13 protein-coding genes and 1 other annotated feature are annotated in these 17,478 nt (G+C 45.4%); of the genes, 11 read left to right on the plus strand and 2 right to left on the minus strand.

Translation table 11 applies throughout. The annotated features are described in order from the left end of the window. Positions 1-27: 27 nt before the first annotated feature. The 4 genes from F9802_RS12290 (at position 28) to F9802_RS12305 (ending at position 6,537) form a co-directional block, all read left to right on the plus strand. The gene (locus F9802_RS12290; RefSeq protein WP_152152339.1) at positions 28-3,978 is read left to right on the plus strand and encodes a tetratricopeptide repeat protein; all 3,951 of its coding nucleotides are present in this window, start codon (positions 28-30) and stop codon (positions 3,976-3,978) included. 274 nt (positions 3,979-4,252) lie between these two features. Continuing rightward, positions 4,253-5,071: a basic amino acid ABC transporter substrate-binding protein gene (locus F9802_RS12295; RefSeq protein ID WP_152152341.1), complete on the plus strand. Its 819-nt coding sequence runs from the start codon at positions 4,253-4,255 to the stop codon at positions 5,069-5,071. A gap of 134 nt (positions 5,072-5,205) precedes the next feature. Further along, positions 5,206-6,147 carry a homocysteine S-methyltransferase gene (gene mmuM, locus F9802_RS12300; protein WP_152152343.1) on the plus strand — a complete coding sequence of 314 codons (942 nt, stop codon included), beginning with the start codon at positions 5,206-5,208 and terminating at the stop codon, positions 6,145-6,147. Positions 6,148-6,351: 204 nt separating this feature from the next. After that, entirely contained in the window at positions 6,352-6,537 is a 186-nt protein-coding gene (locus tag F9802_RS12305; RefSeq protein WP_152152345.1) for an H-type small acid-soluble spore protein, read from the plus strand. Between the two features lie 55 nt (positions 6,538-6,592). On the opposite strand, the gene F9802_RS12310 is transcribed toward F9802_RS12305, so the two are convergent. Beyond that, positions 6,593-7,558, minus strand: coding sequence for a TIGR01212 family radical SAM protein (locus F9802_RS12310; protein WP_152152671.1), 966 nt, complete (start codon positions 7,556-7,558; stop codon positions 6,593-6,595). A gap of 197 nt (positions 7,559-7,755) precedes the next feature. On the opposite strand from F9802_RS12310, the gene F9802_RS12315 reads away from it, so the two are divergent. The 4 genes from F9802_RS12315 to F9802_RS12330 all read left to right on the plus strand — a co-directional run bounded on the left by F9802_RS12315 (position 7,756) and on the right by F9802_RS12330 (position 12,519). Then, on the plus strand, positions 7,756-8,952 hold the full coding sequence (locus tag F9802_RS12315; RefSeq protein ID WP_152152347.1) for an MDR family MFS transporter: 1,197 nt from the start codon (positions 7,756-7,758) through the stop codon (positions 8,950-8,952). A 50-nt stretch (positions 8,953-9,002) separates the two neighbouring features. Continuing rightward, positions 9,003-9,221, plus strand: a binding site (T-box leader). A 46-nt stretch (positions 9,222-9,267) separates the two neighbouring features. Next, a complete protein-coding gene (gene leuS / locus F9802_RS12320; protein ID WP_152152349.1) occupies positions 9,268-11,679 on the plus strand; it encodes a leucine--tRNA ligase in 2,412 nt (803 codons plus the stop codon). A gap of 21 nt (positions 11,680-11,700) precedes the next feature. After that, on the plus strand, positions 11,701-12,006 hold the full coding sequence (locus F9802_RS12325) for a rhodanese-like domain-containing protein (protein ID WP_152152352.1): 306 nt from the start codon (positions 11,701-11,703) through the stop codon (positions 12,004-12,006). A gap of 360 nt (positions 12,007-12,366) precedes the next feature. Next, on the plus strand, positions 12,367-12,519 hold the full coding sequence (locus F9802_RS12330; protein ID WP_152152353.1) for a YpzG family protein: 153 nt from the start codon (positions 12,367-12,369) through the stop codon (positions 12,517-12,519). A 158-nt stretch (positions 12,520-12,677) separates the two neighbouring features. Here F9802_RS12330 and F9802_RS12335 read toward each other — a convergent pair whose 3' ends face one another. Beyond that, the gene (locus tag F9802_RS12335) at positions 12,678-13,931 is read right to left on the minus strand and encodes a BaiN/RdsA family NAD(P)/FAD-dependent oxidoreductase (RefSeq protein ID WP_152152673.1); all 1,254 of its coding nucleotides are present in this window, start codon (positions 13,929-13,931) and stop codon (positions 12,678-12,680) included. A 204-nt stretch (positions 13,932-14,135) separates the two neighbouring features. On the opposite strand from F9802_RS12335, the gene F9802_RS12340 reads away from it, so the two are divergent. The 3 genes from F9802_RS12340 to F9802_RS12350 all read left to right on the plus strand — a co-directional run bounded on the left by F9802_RS12340 (position 14,136) and on the right by F9802_RS12350 (position 17,472). Further along, positions 14,136-15,755, plus strand: a complete 1,620-nt coding sequence (locus F9802_RS12340; RefSeq protein WP_152152355.1) for a putative polysaccharide biosynthesis protein — start codon at positions 14,136-14,138, stop codon at positions 15,753-15,755. A 72-nt stretch (positions 15,756-15,827) separates the two neighbouring features. Then, positions 15,828-16,733 carry a DMT family transporter gene (locus F9802_RS12345; RefSeq protein WP_152152357.1) on the plus strand — a complete coding sequence of 302 codons (906 nt, stop codon included), beginning with the start codon at positions 15,828-15,830 and terminating at the stop codon, positions 16,731-16,733. A 19-nt stretch (positions 16,734-16,752) separates the two neighbouring features. Further along, positions 16,753-17,472, plus strand: a complete 720-nt coding sequence (locus F9802_RS12350) for a pseudouridine synthase (RefSeq protein WP_152152359.1) — start codon at positions 16,753-16,755, stop codon at positions 17,470-17,472. Positions 17,473-17,478: the final 6 nt, after the last annotated feature.

Genomic DNA, 17,478 nt, shown 5'->3' on the forward strand with positions numbered 1-17,478 from the left:
AAACATAAAAAGAAAGGTCGTTGCCGCTTGAATGCAGTAAAAACTCCATCTCAAATTGAAACCGTTTCACAATTAATAAATACGATTCACAATCTTTGGATGTTAAAGTCGATTAAAGCTTTGCGGACCTGGCTTGCACAAATCGATACGGAGGATGAATACTATCGCTTGATCCGTTTAGCCGATGCCGGTGCCATGTATGGATACAGCAACTTTTTGGCCGTCATGGCGAATAAGCGCTTTCAATCGGTTCGCACGTTTTCATGGTATTGCTTCAATTTACTGGAGCAAGGCAAAAGCTTGGATGCTGAAACGAAAATGAAGCAACGGTTATTTAATGAAGACATTGATGCACTGACGACAGAAGAACGAAGAGCGGCATATCTTTTGCTCGTGAAGGCGCTTTGCCAGCTGCATCGTTACAAGGAAGCAGCGGAATACATTCGGTTAATCAAAGAAGAGGGCAGCTTTCTTGCACCAGATCAAATCGCTGATTTTTATATAGAAACAAATGATTGGGCCCGCGCCGAACAAGAGGTCATGAAAGGGTTGGATTTGCCGTTCAATCAGCGCGGTGACGTCTCATGGCTCGTGTATGCTGATCTGTTATCAAGGCAGGGAAAACACGAAGAAGCGCTTCAAGTATTGAAAAAAGGAGCTGATATTTTCCCGGATCAGCCTGTTTTTCAGCTTGAACAATTGCGCCGATTCCGTCACACAGGCAACTTCCTGGCTATTCTGGAACATGTCGAGCGTCTGGATAAAGAAAATCCATTCCATGTGAATGTAGAGTATTTTATTTATTTAAAGGCCGAGGCGCTGTACTACCTTGAAAAATGGAAAGAGCTTCAAGGCTGGATTTCAAGACATGAGGCTCTTTTAAAAAATACTGAATTTAGCAAGCGGACGATTCAACCGGACGGGGCGTATCAAATATTGCCGATTCAGCCGATTCGGCAAAAGTTAAATTATTGTGTACCAGCGACATTATCGATGGTGCTGCAAACGGCCGGACGGACGGTATCGCAAGATGAAATTGCGAGGCATGTTTTTGATGTGACCGGCTCAAAATTGACGACAGCCATTGACTACATGGCTTCTATTGGCTTCTCGTCCACATTTTTTAAAGGAACAATCGAGTTGTATAAACACTTTATTGACGCGGGCTGTCCCATTATGCTCGATATGCTCATCGAAAACAATTCACACGTTCAGCTCGTTATTGGCTATGATGACCGGTTGGGTGTGTTGCTTGTACAAGATCCGAATGAACTTGAGACATTGATGATTTCTTATGAAGAAGTCACTAACGCATATCGGCTAAAAGATCAGCTATCGATCGTGTTTATTCGAGATAGACAAAAAGATCTGCTTGAATGCTTGAATGAACAGGACCATCAATTTTTTCAACAGATTTTTTTCTTTTTAGAAAAGATGGAACAGGATGCGGAAGTAGTGATTGATGAATTTCTTGCTTATTTGGCGGAAAACGATCGGGAAATTTTTGCATCTATTATTGGTTTGACGATGATTCAGCATGCTAAAGCCAAGCCGCTTCTGAACAAATGGATCGAGCATGTGAAAGAACGATTTGGAAAAGAGGATGAAGAAGTGCAGCTCCTCATTGCGCATGCTTATTATATGCATGATCAGACTGGTGAGGAATTTCAACGAGTAATGAATCATGTGAAGCAAAAAAACGCGTACGCTCATTTTCTCCTCGGTGTGGTGGACTATCAAAATGATCAAACAGAACGGGCGATCTTTCATTTAAAGCGCTCGCTTGAAAAAGATCCGTTTCAACCGTCTGCTTACGCCTATTTAGCGCGCTGTTACGCTGACTTTTCACAGTTTCAACTGGCGCGGCAGTGGGCACTCGTTGCTCTTGAACAGGCGGAAACGGATGAATTTACTCGTTCCACATACGCGGTTATTTTGCTTGAGGCAGGGGCGGTTCGAGAAGCGCTGGCTGAGTTTGAAAAGCTGTCTGAAGACTATCCAAATGATCATTATTATGTGTATGAAATCGGACGCTGCTATATGGAGACTGGTGACAAGCGAGCGATGAAATGGTTAAAACGCGCGATCGATATGAATCCAGCAGTGCCGTATCCGTATTTACACATAGCCGAAATCCGCATGAACGAGGAAAAATGGGAACGGGCGGAAGCGTATTTGCGGATCGGAGCGGAAGATTCCGTTCCTGAAGAAGAAACAGGTATTCTCTGGCTGTATATCGGCCATACACGAATGGGCCGCGAGATGTACGATCACGCGGAAGAAGCTTATCAGCGGGCCGTTCAGCTTGATGATGACGGAGAACTGCTGGCGGTTGTGTATGAAGCGCAGTCGATTATCAAGCAGGGAGACTGGCAGCGGGCGCAGCAAGTCATTCAACGCAGCGTGAATCTTTCTGAAAATCCGGATATGTATGTACGAGCCGGTGCGATGATGATCGAAGAGGCAAAAGGAGATAGAGAGCGGGAAGTTGGGCTTGATTTTATGGAAGCAGGGATGATGGAAGGCGGGGAACTGGCGGAGCACGTTTCGATGTATGTCGACTATGTGGAAGATACGCCATTCATTCACCGTGCGCTGTCGTTTTTGCAAAAGCTTCGTGTTCAATATCCGCTGAGTGACCTTTACTGTTATGAAGCGATTTTTCATGAACACCTAGGAAATGTTTCTCTTACTGAAACGCTTTTACTGGAAGCAGCTGCCCTCGATAGCCGGAGCACCTTTCCTCATTACCGCCTCGGCAAGCTGTATCGGATACTGGAAGAATACAAAGCCGCGGAACAGTATTTACTCGAGTGTCTCGTGCTGAATCCTGACTTTACAGCGGCTCATGATGAATTAGCTCATTTGTATGAGGAAATGGGTAATATCGACAAAGCGAAAAAACACCGGTTCCATGTATTTGAGACGATGCCGCAAACATGTGACGTCGGGCAGCTGGCAGGGTGGATGTCTTCTTCAGATGAGCGGCAAAAATTGAAAAACCATTTGGACAGTTTGCGGGGGACAATCGATGAAGAGTGGCGTCTTCTTGCGCTGAGTGAAGTGATTGAGACAGAAGAGGCAATCCGCTTGCTGGAAAAAGAGGAGTCCGTTGAATTGAAAGCAAAACTGGCAGCGCTGTATACTCGAAACGGACAGGCGAAAGAGGCGTTGACATTGATGGAAGCGCTCATTCAAGAAGAGCCGGACAATGAAGTTTTATACGAACCGTGGATCGAAGCTCTTTACAGCTCTAAAAAATTGTTGAAAATCGAAAAAATCATTAAAAAGATGGAGTTGTCTCCTGAAAGCGCGGCGGTTGTCTACCGGAACAGCGGCGCTGCTCTGATTCCCTATGTGGAGGCGGAAGCAGAAGATGAACAGAGAGGTATATGGCGGAAAATCAGCGGCGGCTTAAAAACAGTGGGATTGATCGGTGCAGTTGTTGCTTTGTATGAAAAAGCGATAGAGTTGGACCCGGATAACCCGGAGGCCTACGACCGGCTCGCACTCTTTTACGTCGAGCGGGATGTGGCAGATGACGCATTGAAGGTGCTGAAACGTTATTTGGCCCGTCATGAAGATGACAGTTTACGTTTTAAAGCAGCCGCTTCAGCGATGAGTTATGGGACAGAAACAGGGAAAGAAAAGTATATAAAAGAAGCGCAAGAATATCTTCTTTTATTGAAGGAGCGCCGCCCATCCGATGGAGGTGTTCGGGAACTGCTGGCCGATACGTTCCTTTTTCTCGGTCATCCAGCGGCTGCGATGGAAGAATATGAAATACTTATTGAAAAAGCTCCGTATAAAACAGAAGGCTACGTTGGACGGATACTTGTGCATCTCGAACTCGAGCAGGTACAGGAGGCGAAACAGTATCTGGAGCAGACACCGGAACAAATGCGGAAGCGTGTGTTTGAACAACTAAAAGAAATGGCGGAAGAACATTCAGTGGTTGAAGAATGGCTGGATGAGTGAATAGGAAAAGACCGGCTTTGGTGTGCCGGTCTTTTTTGTGATGATAGTTACAACTTCGAATATAAAAAAATTAAACTTTAAAAAGAGTTGGGACCATTGTATGATTAAGTTTGTGTAGTTTTTAGAATACTCACTGAATTATAAAATGTAAATTATTATAGTTAATGAGGAAGTCTGTATTTGCAATTGCTTAGCTTTCTTCCTATTTTTCTCTTACTTAGAAAGTAGAGTTTACATTTTAATTTTTTATTACACCATTTTAGGAGGAATATCTATGAGGAAGAGTATGGGGAAAGGGCTTTTAGCGTTAGGTATGGCAGGTTTGTTTGCTTTCGTATCGGCTTGCGGACAAGAAGAAACCAAGACCGATGGAGAGGATACGAAAAAGAAGATTATCGTAGGAACTGATGCGGCCTATGCACCGTTTACGTATATGGACAAAGGTGAGATTGTTGGTTTTGATATTGACGTTGTAGATGCTGTTATGGAAGAGGCTGGTTATGAATATGAAGTGAAAAATATGGGATGGGATGCTCTTTTCGAAGGGACTCGTCAGGGCAACCAACTTGATCTAGCTGTCTGTGCTATTACAGTTAGTGATGACCGTAAACAAACATTCGACTTCTCCTCTCCGTACTATGAATCTACTCATATGATTATGACGAATGAAGACACTGCTATTAAAAGTGCGAATGATTTAAAAGGTTTAACAGTAGGTGTGCTAAATGGATCAACTGGGCAAATAGCTGCAGAGAAAATTTTGGGACAAAACAGCCTTGATATTAAAAAGTACGAAAGCGATGCAGTATCAATCATGTCATTGAAAAACGGTGCTGTTGAAGCGGTTATTGCAGATAATACCGTAATAAATGAATATCTGAAAAATAATCCGAAAAACCCTTTCAAAACTTTTGAAGATCACAAAAATTTCGATGTAGAATTTTATGGATTGATGTTGCCAAAAGACAGTGAATTAACTGCTGAAATTGATGAGGCACTTAAAGAGGTTATTGCAAATGGCACATATAGTAAGATATATGAAAAATGGATGGGAACAGAGCCGAACGTAGAAGCATTACAAGCAGCAAAATAACTGTCAGAAGGTAGTGTAAGCAACACGTTACACTACTTTCTTTACTTATAGAGCAAAGAAGAGAGGCACTCGAGAGAACGCTAAATGAAGTAAAAATAGAACGATTGAAACTTACATTGACCGGAGGAAACACAATGAATCCTATAGAAAACATTTTGAAGGAATTCCCGCTAATCATACTAGATGGAGCGATGGCTACCGAGCTTGAGCGTCATGGCTGTGATTTGAACGACAGCCTTTGGTCAGCTAAAATACTTATGGAGAATCCAGAGATGATAAAACAAGTTCATACGGATTACTTTAACGCGGGTGCTGACTGCGCGATCACAGCGAGTTACCAAGCGACGATCGAAGGTTTTGCTCAACACGGTCTAGACGAAGAGAAAACGTTAAATCTTATTCAAGCATCTGTCCGAATAGCCGGAGAAGCACGAGATGAGTTCTGGAATAACCTCGAAAACCGAGATAACCGGCCAAAGCCAATTATAGCCGCTTCCATAGGCCCGTATGGTGCATTTCTCGCGGACGGATCAGAATATCGAGGAGATTATAAATTAACAGAAGAGGAACTAATGAATTTTCACAGATCACGTATGAAAGCTTTAATTGATGCAGGGGCGGAAGTTCTAGCGTGTGAAACGATACCAAGTATGGTGGAAGCTAAAGCTATCGTTAGATTATTAGAAGAAGAATTTCCAGGCACTTATGCATGGATGAGCTTCAGTGCAAAAGACGAACTTCATATCAGCAACGGAGTTCCTATTACTGAATGTGCAACATGGCTGGATAAACACGAACAAGTGGCTGCCATTGGGATAAACTGCACACCTCCTGAATACATTTCTTCGTTGGTCAAAAAAATAAGCAGTCATGCAGAAAAGCCAATCATTGTCTATCCTAATTTAGGTGAAGTATACGATGCTTCGACTAAAACTTGGTCGGGTGCTCCATCTAAAGAATCTTATGTAAGCAGTACTCAGGACTGGTACGAATGCGGTGCCCGATTGATCGGCGGATGCTGTCGAACAAAGCCGGAGAATATAAAAGACATCGCTAATTGGTCAAAGCGGGATTAGTGACAGGACAAAAGAAGCCAGTCACCCATCGCTTTAAAGTGATGAAAGACTGACCCTTTTTTTAATACACCTCTATCCTTCCACTAGATACATTCAAATCTAAATTATGTTTACCTGACCCGTGGGTCCCTTTCAGCCTTGAGATGTATAAAATTTTCTTGCTTTCACAAACTAAATCGATTAAAGATTTGGGAGGTAAGTATTATGGATGTGAAACGTGCGAAGCAAATCCTTTCATCTTCTGCGGATATTGACGTAACATTTGAAGGTACTTCTGTTTGGATTGATGAGCTGCATGAAGATGAAAAAATGGCTACTGTCCATTTAAGAGGTCCATTGGAGGAAAGAACACAAGTTGCGATTAAGGATTTGACTGAGGAAAAAGAATAACATGGAAAACCCACTCTTTGAAAAATAGAGTGGGTTTTTATTATTTATTTAAAGCTCAAGTTTTTTCGAAAAAACTCGGGTGGCGGCAGGCACCTTGAAAGCTGCCCCGCCGCTTCAGCTCCGCGTCAATGGCGTTTAGAACTCCCCATTTATTGACGCTCCACATCGGGCCGACCATTAAGTCGATTGGGCCGTCGCCGGTGATGCGGTGAATGATCATTTCCGGCGGCAAAATTTCTAATTGGTCACAGACGAGATTGACATAATCATCGAACGATAAAAATTCCAGCAGTCCTTTTTCATATTGCTTCACCATCGGCGTGCCTTTTAACAAATGCAGCAAGTGAATTTTAATTCCTTGCACGTCGAGCTTAGCGACGGCTTGGGCGGTTTCCATCATCATTTCCGGCGTTTCAAGCGGCAAGCCGTTAATAATGTGGGAACAGATGCGGATGCCATGTTTGCGCAGCTTGTTTACACCTTCCACATACGTCGGAAAATCATGGGCGCGGTTAATAATATGAGCCGTTTTTTCATGAACCGTCTGCAAGCCGAGTTCGACCCATAAATACGTCCGTTCATTTAATTCAGCTAAATACTCAACGACGTCATCCGGCAGGCAGTCCGGACGTGTCGCAATCGATAAGCCGACAACGCCTTCCTGATTCATGACGGCTTCGTATTTTTCACGAAGCACATCTACTGGGGCATGCGTATTTGTGTACGCCTGAAAATATGCCATGTATTTGCCGTCTTTCCATTTATGGTGCATTTTCGTTTTTATGTCGTTGAACTGCTTTTCAAGATCGTCAGCACGGTTGCCGGCAAAGTCTCCGGAGCCGGCCGCGCTGCAAAAAGTACAGCCGCCAAACGCCACAGTGCCGTCACGGTTCGGGCAGTCAAAGCCGCCGTCCAAAGCAACTTTAAACACTTTGTGGCCAAATTGATTTCGCAAATGGTAGTTCCATGTATGATACCGCTTATTATCACTTGCGTAAGGGAACGGATTCGTCGTCATCAGTTTCAACCTCTCTTTCACGCTGTGGAAAAGGCTACAGCATAAAGAAAATTTTATCATGAGCAACTGGAAGAATACCAATGTTATTCAAGGAAGGATTAGTCGGAATTTTAAGTTCATCAAATAGCTTGTAAAAACTGTCTGAAAGCCCTACACTAATCTTTTGGAACACGAAATAGTTTGGAGAATGGGGGAGCTTAATGCCAAAATCAGTCTGGCTATTAGCCATTGGAATGGTAATTAACGTAACGGGCTCGTCGTTTTTGTGGCCTCTCAACACGATTTACATACATGATCAGTTAGGAAAATCCTTGTCAGTTGCAGGGGTTGTTTTAATGTTGAATGCCGGTGCATCGGTTGTCGGCAATTTGCTCGGCGGGACGCTATTTGACCGCCTCGGCGGCTATCGCACGATTTTGCTCGGTGCTGCGATTAACTTGGCTGCTTTGGCCGGCATGACGCTGTGGCACGGCTGGCCGCATTACGTTGTTTTTTTAACGATGGTCGGTCTTGGCTCAGGGATTATTTTCCCGGCTGTATATGCATTAGTAGGGGCAGTTTGGCCGGGAGGAGGCCGCAGAGCGTTTAATGCGATCTACATTTCGCAAAATGCCGGTGTCGCCATCGGTTCGGCGCTTGGCGGCTTTGTCGCTTCTTTTTCCTTTAATTATATTTTTACGGCGAACCTATCCATGTTTGTGGCGTTCTTTTTGCTGGCCGCTGTCGGCTACCGCCATATGACGGGCGTGACAGGAGCACAGACAAATGTACTTGCGGAAAAAGGCAAAGTCAAAAGCCGCAGCAAGCTGACTGCGCTGTTGATTTTATGTGTTGCTTATATGCTGTGCTGGGTCGGATATGTGCAGTGGATGTCGACAATCGCCAGCTACACACAAGAAGTAAATATCAGTTTGAAACAATACAGCTTGCTGTGGACGATTAACGGAGCGTTGATTGTCTTTGGCCAGCCGCTCGTTAACTTCTTCGTTCGGGCATTCCAGGGTAATTTGAAAAAACAAATTGTTATCGGTATTTTGATTTTTATGGTTTCATTCGGCCTTACAGCATTTGCTGGCGGTTTCAAAGGCTTTTTAGCCGCCATGCTTATTTTAACGATTGGCGAAATGTTCGTCTGGCCGGCGGTTCCGACGATCGCTAATCAGCTTTCGCCAAAAGGAAGAGAAGGCTTCTATCAGGGAATCGTCAACAGTACCGCAACAGCCGGGCGGATGTTCGGGCCAGTTCTCGGCGGTGTATTAGTCGATTTGTACGGTATGCCGGTGCTATTTATGGTGTTAATTGTATTTCTTTTCATTAGTCTCGGGTTAACAATTGTATACGATCGCCCGTTGAAAAAAGGCAAAGATGTTCCACCTGCTTCCATGTCCTCTATTTAAGCTTGCAACCGCAAGAAATTTTGTCTAAAATAGGCGTAGACTGAATAATAAAAAAGATAATGATGAGGAGTAGTAGTGGCAATTTTCGGAATGAGAGAGCTGGCGGAAGGTGCAAGCCAGCCCGAAGATCCATGAACTCGCCTTTTGAATCGCAGGTGTGAACAAACTAGTAGTGCCTGCCGCCGATCAGCGTTACGGACGTAAAGCAGAGTGCCTAATTAAGGCACTAATCTGGGTGGTACCGCGGGAACTATACTCTCGTCCCAATTTTGGGGCGGGAGTTTTTTTAATATTTATCATGGAAGGGTGTTACAGATGAGTTTCGATCATCAGCAGATTGAAAAAAAGTGGCAGCAGCATTGGGAAGAAAATAAAACATTTAAAACAACGGATCGACAAGATAAACCGAAGTTTTACGCGCTCGATATGTTTCCTTATCCGTCAGGCGCCGGCTTGCACGTCGGTCATCCGGAAGGGTACACAGCGACGGATATTTTATCGCGCATGAAACGAATGCAAGGCTTTAACGTGCTTCATCCGATGGGCTGGGACGCCTTCGGTCTGCCGGCGGAGCAATATGCACTTGATACCGGCAATGATCCAGCAGAATTTACAGAAAAAAATATTAACAACTTCCGCCGCCAAATTAAGTCGCTCGGGTTTTCATATGACTGGGACCGGGAAATTAATACGACGGATCCGGAATATTATAAATGGACGCAATGGATTTTTCTTCAGCTGTATAAAAAAGGGCTGGCGTATGTCGATGAAGTAGCAGTAAACTGGTGCCCGGCGCTCGGCACAGTGCTCGCCAATGAAGAAGTGATTGACGGAAAAAGCGAACGCGGCGGCCATCCGGTTGAACGCCGCCCGATGAAGCAATGGATTTTGAAGATTACCGAATATGCTGACCGTCTGCTTGAAGATTTGGAAGAGCTTGACTGGCCGGAAAGCATTAAAGATATGCAGCGCAACTGGATCGGCCGTTCAGAGGGAGCCGAAGCGACATTTGCGATCGACGGCCACGAGGAAACATTCACTGTGTTCACAACGCGTCCAGACACATTGTTTGGTGCAACTTACGCGGTACTGGCGCCTGAGCATCCGTTCGTGGAAAAAATCACGACAGATGAACAGAAAGAAGCAGTCGCTCGTTATTTAGAGCAAATTAAATCAAAAAGCGACCTTGAGCGGACCGATCTCGCTAAAGAGAAAACGGGCGTATTTACCGGCGCGTATGCGATCAATCCGGCTGATGGTGAAAAAATGCCAATCTGGATTGCTGATTACGTGCTCGTGAGCTACGGAACTGGCGCCATTATGGCTGTACCGGCTCATGATGAACGCGACTATGAATTCGCAAAAACATTCGATTTGCCAATTAAAGCGGTTGTTGCCGGCGGAAACGTGGAAGAAGAAGCGTACACAGGAGACGGCGAGCATATTAATTCCGGCTTTTTGAACGGATTGGATAAAGAAGAGGCCATCACGAAAATGATTGACTGGCTTGAGGAAAAAGGCATCGGAACGAAAAAAGTAACGTACCGTCTGCGCGACTGGCTGTTCAGCCGCCAGCGCTACTGGGGCGAGCCGATTCCAATTATTCATTGGGAAGACGGCACAATGAGCGCGGTGCCAGAAGAAGAACTGCCGCTCGTGCTGCCAGTCACGACTGAAATTAAACCGAGCGGAACGGGTGAATCGCCGCTTGCCAACATCGATGAGTGGGTGAATGTAACAGACCCTGCAACAGGCAAAAAGGGCCGCCGTGAAACGAACACGATGCCGCAATGGGCGGGAAGCTGCTGGTATTACTTGCGCTTTATTGACCCAGATAACACGGAAGCACTCGCTGACCCTGAAAAACTGAAAGAGTGGATGCCTGTTGATATTTACATCGGTGGAGCGGAACACGCCGTTTTGCACTTGCTGTATGCGCGCTTCTGGCATAAAGTACTGTATGACATTGGCGTCGTACACACGAAAGAGCCGTTCCAAAAGCTGTTTAACCAAGGAATGATTCTCGGCGAAAACAATGAAAAAATGAGTAAATCCAAAGGCAATGTTGTCAATCCAGATGAAATTGTGGAAAGCCACGGAGCGGACACACTTCGCCTATATGAAATGTTCATGGGACCGCTTGACGCATCCATCGCCTGGTCTACGACGGGCCTTGACGGTGCACGCCGCTTCCTTGACCGCATTTGGCGCCTATTCATTCAGGAAAATGGTGAATTAAGCGCAAAAATCACTGAGTTCGGCAATGAGCTTGAGAAAGTATATAATCAAACGGTGAAGAAAGTGACAGAAGACTATGAGCATCTGCGCTTTAACACAGCGATTTCGCAAATGATGGTGTTCGTCAATGAAGCGTATAAAGCAGAAGTCATGCCGAAAGAATATGTAGAAGGATTCGTGAAAATGCTTGCGCCGATCGCGCCGCATTTAGCCGAAGAGCTGTGGGCGAGACTCGGTCATACGGAAACAATCAGCTATCAGGCCTGGCCAACATTTGATGAATCAAAACTCGTCGATGACGAAGTGGAGATTGTCGTTCAAGTAAACGGCAAAATGAAAGCGAAATTACTGGTTTCTAAAGAAGCTACGAAAGAAGAAATGGAACAAATTGCGATGAACGAAGAGAAGGTGCAAGAACAAATTGCCGACAAAACTGTGCGCAAAGTCATCGCTGTGCCAGGCAAGCTTGTTAATATTGTAGCTAACTAAACGGAAGAAAGGGTGCTAAACATGGAACCAATCGCAGAAATTACACCGGAAGAAGTAAAGCAAAAATTAGCTGACGGAGAAAAATTGGAACTCGTCGATGTTCGTGAAGACGAAGAAGTTGCCGGCGGAAAAATCCCTGAAGCGAAGCATATCGTCATGGGAACGATTCCGGAGCACCTCGATCAATTCGACAAAGACAAAGAATATATTTTTGTCTGCCGTTCGGGCAAGCGCAGCGAAAACGTCTGCCACTACATGCGCGACCAAGGGTTTAAAGTTCGCAATATGACAGGCGGCATGCTGGAATGGACCGGAGAAACGAAATAATATGATACGCTGTTCCCTGATTTCCCAGGGAACAGTTTTTTTATTTGCACCTAGCATGGGGGATTTATGGGTTGGCGGGCGGAATTCATGAATCATGGGTGCGGTATCCTAAGTTAGAGCGGAGAAATACTGAATTGTAAGCAATGTATCATGACTCAGAAGGACTTTATCCTGGATCAGCTGGTATACCCTGAATCAGTGGGCAGATTACCTGAGTCGCAGCCAGTATATCCTGACTCACTCTTTACATCCAAAAAATGGGCGGGCGAAAAAATCATATTTCGGCTCCTTTTAACGCATGATAAAAAGGGTATTCAGTGAATGAATATCTGTTTGAAAATTTTCCAGTGAGGTGAGCGTATGAGCAGAAAAGATCGGTTAGATCCGCACTCTGAGCTTTTTCACCACAATTGGACACGGGCTAAGCGTCAAAAAACACAAGTGAACGGCCACACGGAAGAGTCGCAGCAAACGCAGATTTTAAAAACAATGGCGAAAGCACGTCAGTTTTAGCAGCAATGAAAAAAGCGCAAGCATCCCGATCAGCCCCGACAAGCATAAGAGGAACTGGTGAAATGGTGTTTTCTCAGCCATGCAGCCAGTTTGACGGCTTGACGCTTGCGCTAGACAACGAAAAAGCAAGGAAAAGGTGATCCTTTTCCTTGCTTTTTTCATTTGGCGGCATTCGTGCCTGCAAGTCGTCCGGTGACGAGAGCGGAGGTGATGTTGTAGCCGCCTGTATAGCCGTGTATATCGAGCACTTCGCCGCAAAAGAACAAGCCGGGCATTTTTTTCGACGCCATCGTTTTCGGGTCGATTTCTTTAATGGAGATGCCGCCGCCTGTTACGAACGCTTTTTCGAGCGGAAGGGTGCCATCGACAGAAAACCGGAACTGTTTGCATAAATGAGCAAACTGGCGGATTTTTTCTGTGCTGATGCCATTGCACGGTGCGTCTTCGTCAATGCCTGCCTGTTCGAGTAAGAACAATAAATAACGCTCGGGCAAAATACCTTTCAAGCAGTTTTTCACCGCTTTTTTCGGATTGTCGGCAAGCAGCCGGCGAATCTCGCTGAAAAGCAGTTCTTCATTTTTCTCCGGCAAGCTGTCGATCGTCATGAACACTTCGCCTGTTTTGCTTTTTTTCAATGCTTTCACGACGAACTGGCTGCAGCGCAGAACAGCCGGGCCGGATACACCGAAATGAGTGAAAATCATATCCATCTCGTGGGTGATAATTGGTTTTGCTTTCGGATTCAGCACGCTGAGAGCCACGCTGCGTAAAGAGAGCCCTTGCAGCTTTTTCTCTTTAATAAACGGTTCGCTTGATGTTACCGGCACTTCTGTCGGATAAAGCTCAGTGACAGTGTGGCCGGCTTTTTCCGCCCATGGATAAGCATCACCGGTGGAGCCGGTATGGGGAACGGAACTTCCGCCGGCAGCAACAACTACAGCCCGGCTCCGAAGAGTTTGTCCATCGCGTAATTTTACCCCCGCTGTGCGGCCGTCTTTAAATAATAAATCTGCAACAGCGGTATTCACCCGAATGTCGACATTCAGTTCAGCAATTCTAGTGAGCAGTGCATCGACAACGGATTGTGCTTTGTCGCTCACCGGAAACATCCGGCCGTGGTCTTCTTCTTTCAGCTCGATGCCGAGATTTTCAAAAAACCGGATGATGTCTTCATTGTTAAAAATCGAAAACGCACTGTATAAAAATCGCCCATTGCCCGGGATGTGTTTAATAATTTCATCGATTGGCAGACGGTTCGTCACATTGCAGCGGCCGCCGCCGGAAATGGCAAGCTTACGCCCAAGCTTGTTGCCTTTATCGAGGAGCAGAACGCGCGCGCCTTGTTCGCCGGCTGCAATTGCTGCCATTAAGCCGGAAGGGCCGCCGCCGACGATGATCACATCATATTCCATCATTGACTCACTTCTTTCTTGAACAATTCAATTCATCGTAGTTGATTTCTTTCCTGCTTGTCAATTTTGTTCAGGCAAATTTAGTACCTTGTATTAGTAAAAAAATAAGAAACAATCCTATTATAAATTGTCAGAACGATAGGAAAGAGGTAAACTGATTTTTAGTGTTTGCATTTATTTTAGAAGAACTGGAAAGGGATTTTTATGTCTTCGAAGCTGATTAGAGGAACTTTCATTTTAACGTTGGGGACGTTTATCTCCAAATTTCTCGGGTTGTTTTACGTCATCCCGTTTTATTCGATTGTTGGAAAAGAAGCTACTTCACTTTATCAATACGGCTATGTGCCGTACACAATCTTCATCAGCATAGCTACTGCCGGCGTGCCGCTTGCTGTTTCTAAGTTTATTGCGAAATACAATGCGCTCGGCGAGTATGCGGTCGGCCGCCGGCTGTTTAAGTCAGGTTTGATGATTATGTCGCTGACAGGCATTCTGGCTTTCCTCGTGATGTATACGTTTGCTCCAGCATTCGCCAAAATGGTGGTGCTTGATAAAGAGCAGATTTATACAATAGAGGAAGTGGCATATGTCATTCGGGCGGTTAGCTTTGCGCTCATTATCGTGCCGTTTATGAGTTTAATGCGCGGCTTTTTTCAAGGACATCAGTCAATGGGGCCGTCCGCCGTCTCTCAAGTCATCGAGCAGATTGCCCGCATTATCTTTTTGCTCGCAGGTGCGTATATTGTTCTAAACGTGCTTAGTGGCAATGTTGTGGAAGCGATCGGCGCCGCCACGTTTGCCGCGTTTGTGGGAGCAGTGTTCGGCTTGCTTGTCTTGTTTTGGTATTGGAAGAAACGAAAAAAGCATTTGGATGAGCTGCTTGAAAAAGATGAGGGCAAAACCCATGTTTCACTTGTTGATATTTACAGTGAAATTGTCGTGTATGCGATTCCGTTTATTTTCGTCGGCATCGCTATCCCACTTTATCAGCTCGTTGATATGGCTACGTTTAACCGGGCGATGGCGGCAATCGGCCAAGCGAAAATATCAGATACAGTATTCGGGATTGTTAATTTCAGCACACAAAAAATTGTCATCATTCCTGTATCGCTGGCAACGGCGTTTGCAATGACGCTTGTGCCGCTCGTGACGAGTTCGTTCGTTTCCGGAGAAGCCGGCAAAGTGAAGAAACAGCTCGACCAGACGTTCCAAGTGCTGTTGTTTTTAACGGTGCCTGCTGTCGTTGGTATTATGCTCCTTGCTGAACCTTTTTATACGGTATTCTATGAGCAAAGCGGCATCGGTACCGACATTTTACGGACATATGCGCCGGTAGCGATTTTATTTGCTCTATTCACCGTGACAGCAGCAATCTTGCAAGGGATCAATGAGCAGCGATTTACGGTATTCAGCCTGCTATTCGGCATTTTGCTGAAATTTGCATTAAACATTCCGCTTATCAAAATGTTTCAGGCGGAAGGAGCGATTTATGCGACGGCGATCGGCTATAGTGCGTCAATCATCATTAACTTGCTCGTCATTAGACATTACGCCGGCTACTCCTTGCGCTCCGTAGCCGGGAAAATTGGGCAAATTGTTTTATTTAACGCCATTATGGCGGCTGTTGTATTTGCCGCTTATGCAGGGCTCAATCCATTATTTGACGCAGGCAGCAAAGTACAGGGCACAGTGCTGATTGCCATTTGTGCAGTGATCGGAGCGGCTGTTTACTTTTTCCTCAGTTTGCGGACAGGGCTTGCAGATGGACTGTTTGGAGCAAGACTAGATCGGCTGAAAAATAAATTCGGAAAAGCAAAGGCTTAATAAGTCATTTGAAAAGCAGGCTTCCTTTTTGAAGGAAACTGCTTTTTGATTAAAAAGAGAGGAGGAAGAAAGATGGAAAGCGGACTCGCTTATCAATCAAGATCAAAAGGAATGGTTATGGTGCTTGCTAGTGCCTTATTCTGGGGTGCCTCAGGAGTGGTTGCCCAATTTCTTTTTCAGCAGCAGGGAATCAGTGTAGAATGGCTCGTAACGGTCAGGCTGCTGTTTGCTGGTTTGCTCTTGCTCATCTTCGCTGCTGTAAAAGAAAAAAAGCCTGTATTTGACATATGGAGAGACCGGTTCAGCTGGCCGTCACTCATCCTCTTTAGTTTGTTCGGCATGCTTGGCGTGCAGTATACTTTTTTTGCTGCGATTAACAATGGAAATGCCGCGACAGCGACGGTGCTGCAATATTTAGCGCCTGTGCTGATTGTACTCTATCTCGCGATCCGTTCAAAAGCACGGCCGGCTTCAAAGGAAGTCATCGCTGTTGTTTTATCGGTGCTAGGGACATTTTTCCTGGTGACAGGCGGCAATCCGAATGAGCTGGCGATTTCGAGAGAAGCTTTATTCTGGGGGCTCAGTTCAGCGGTGGCGCTTGCTTTTTACACGTTGCATCCGCTGCAGCTGTTACAAAGATGGGGGTCTGTTCTCGTTGTTGGCTGGGGAATGACGGTGGCAGGCATTTCCTTCAGCTTCTTCCACCCGCCGTGGATATTTGAAGGAACACTTTCACTATCGACAATAGCCGCTGTCGCGTTCGTAATTATATTTGGCACGCTGCTTGCTTTTTATTTTTACTTGGAAAGCCTGAATTATTTGCGCGCGTCCGAAACAAGCCTGCTTGCTTGTGCAGAACCACTTTCAGCTGTCTTTTTATCCGTCATCTTACTTGGTGTTCAATTCGGTTTCGGTGAATGGTTTGGCACGGCCTGCATTATCACGACAGTGTTAATGCTGTCACGGGCAAAGAAGTAAACGAAAGCGAGGAGTAGACATGAGAATCGATAAACTTTTGGCTAATATCGGCCATGGCAGCCGGAAAGAAGTAAAGCAGCTGTTGAAAAACGGGGTTGTGACAGTCAACGGAGAGCTTGTGAAAGACGGGAAGCAGCACGTCGATCCCGAAGAAGATCAGATTGTTATTCACGGGGAGGAAGTGTATTACCGCGAATTCATTTATTTGATGATGAACAAGCCGCCAGGCGTTATTTCGGCAACAGAAGATGCCAGGGAAGAAACAGTGATTGACATACTGGAAGCGAATCACGCCGTGTTTAACCCGTTTCCGGTCGGGCGTCTCGATAAAGATACGGAAGGACTTTTGCTGCTGACAAATGATGGCGTGCTTGCTCATCAGCTATTGTCGCCAAAAAAACACGTACCGAAAACGTATTTTGCGGTCATTGATGGTGAAGTAACGGAAAAGGACATAGAAGCCTTTCATCAAGGAGTCACTCTTGATGACGGATATGTGACGAAACCGGGAGAATTAAAGATTTTAAAAAGCGGGCTGCGTTCGGACATTGAGCTCACGATCACAGAAGGGAAGTTTCACCAAGTAAAGCGAATGTTTGAAGCAGTAGGCAAAAGAGTTGTTTATTTGCAGCGAATTTCGATGGGGCCGCTCCAACTGGATGAGGAATTAGATCTTGGTGAATATCGAGAATTAACTGAAGAAGAAATGGCATTGCTGAAAAATAGCGGAAAAGAATAAAAAAGT

The organism is Bacillus aerolatus, assembly GCF_009183655.1.
GTDB lineage: Bacteria > Bacillota > Bacilli > Bacillales > Domibacillaceae > Pseudobacillus > Pseudobacillus aerolatus.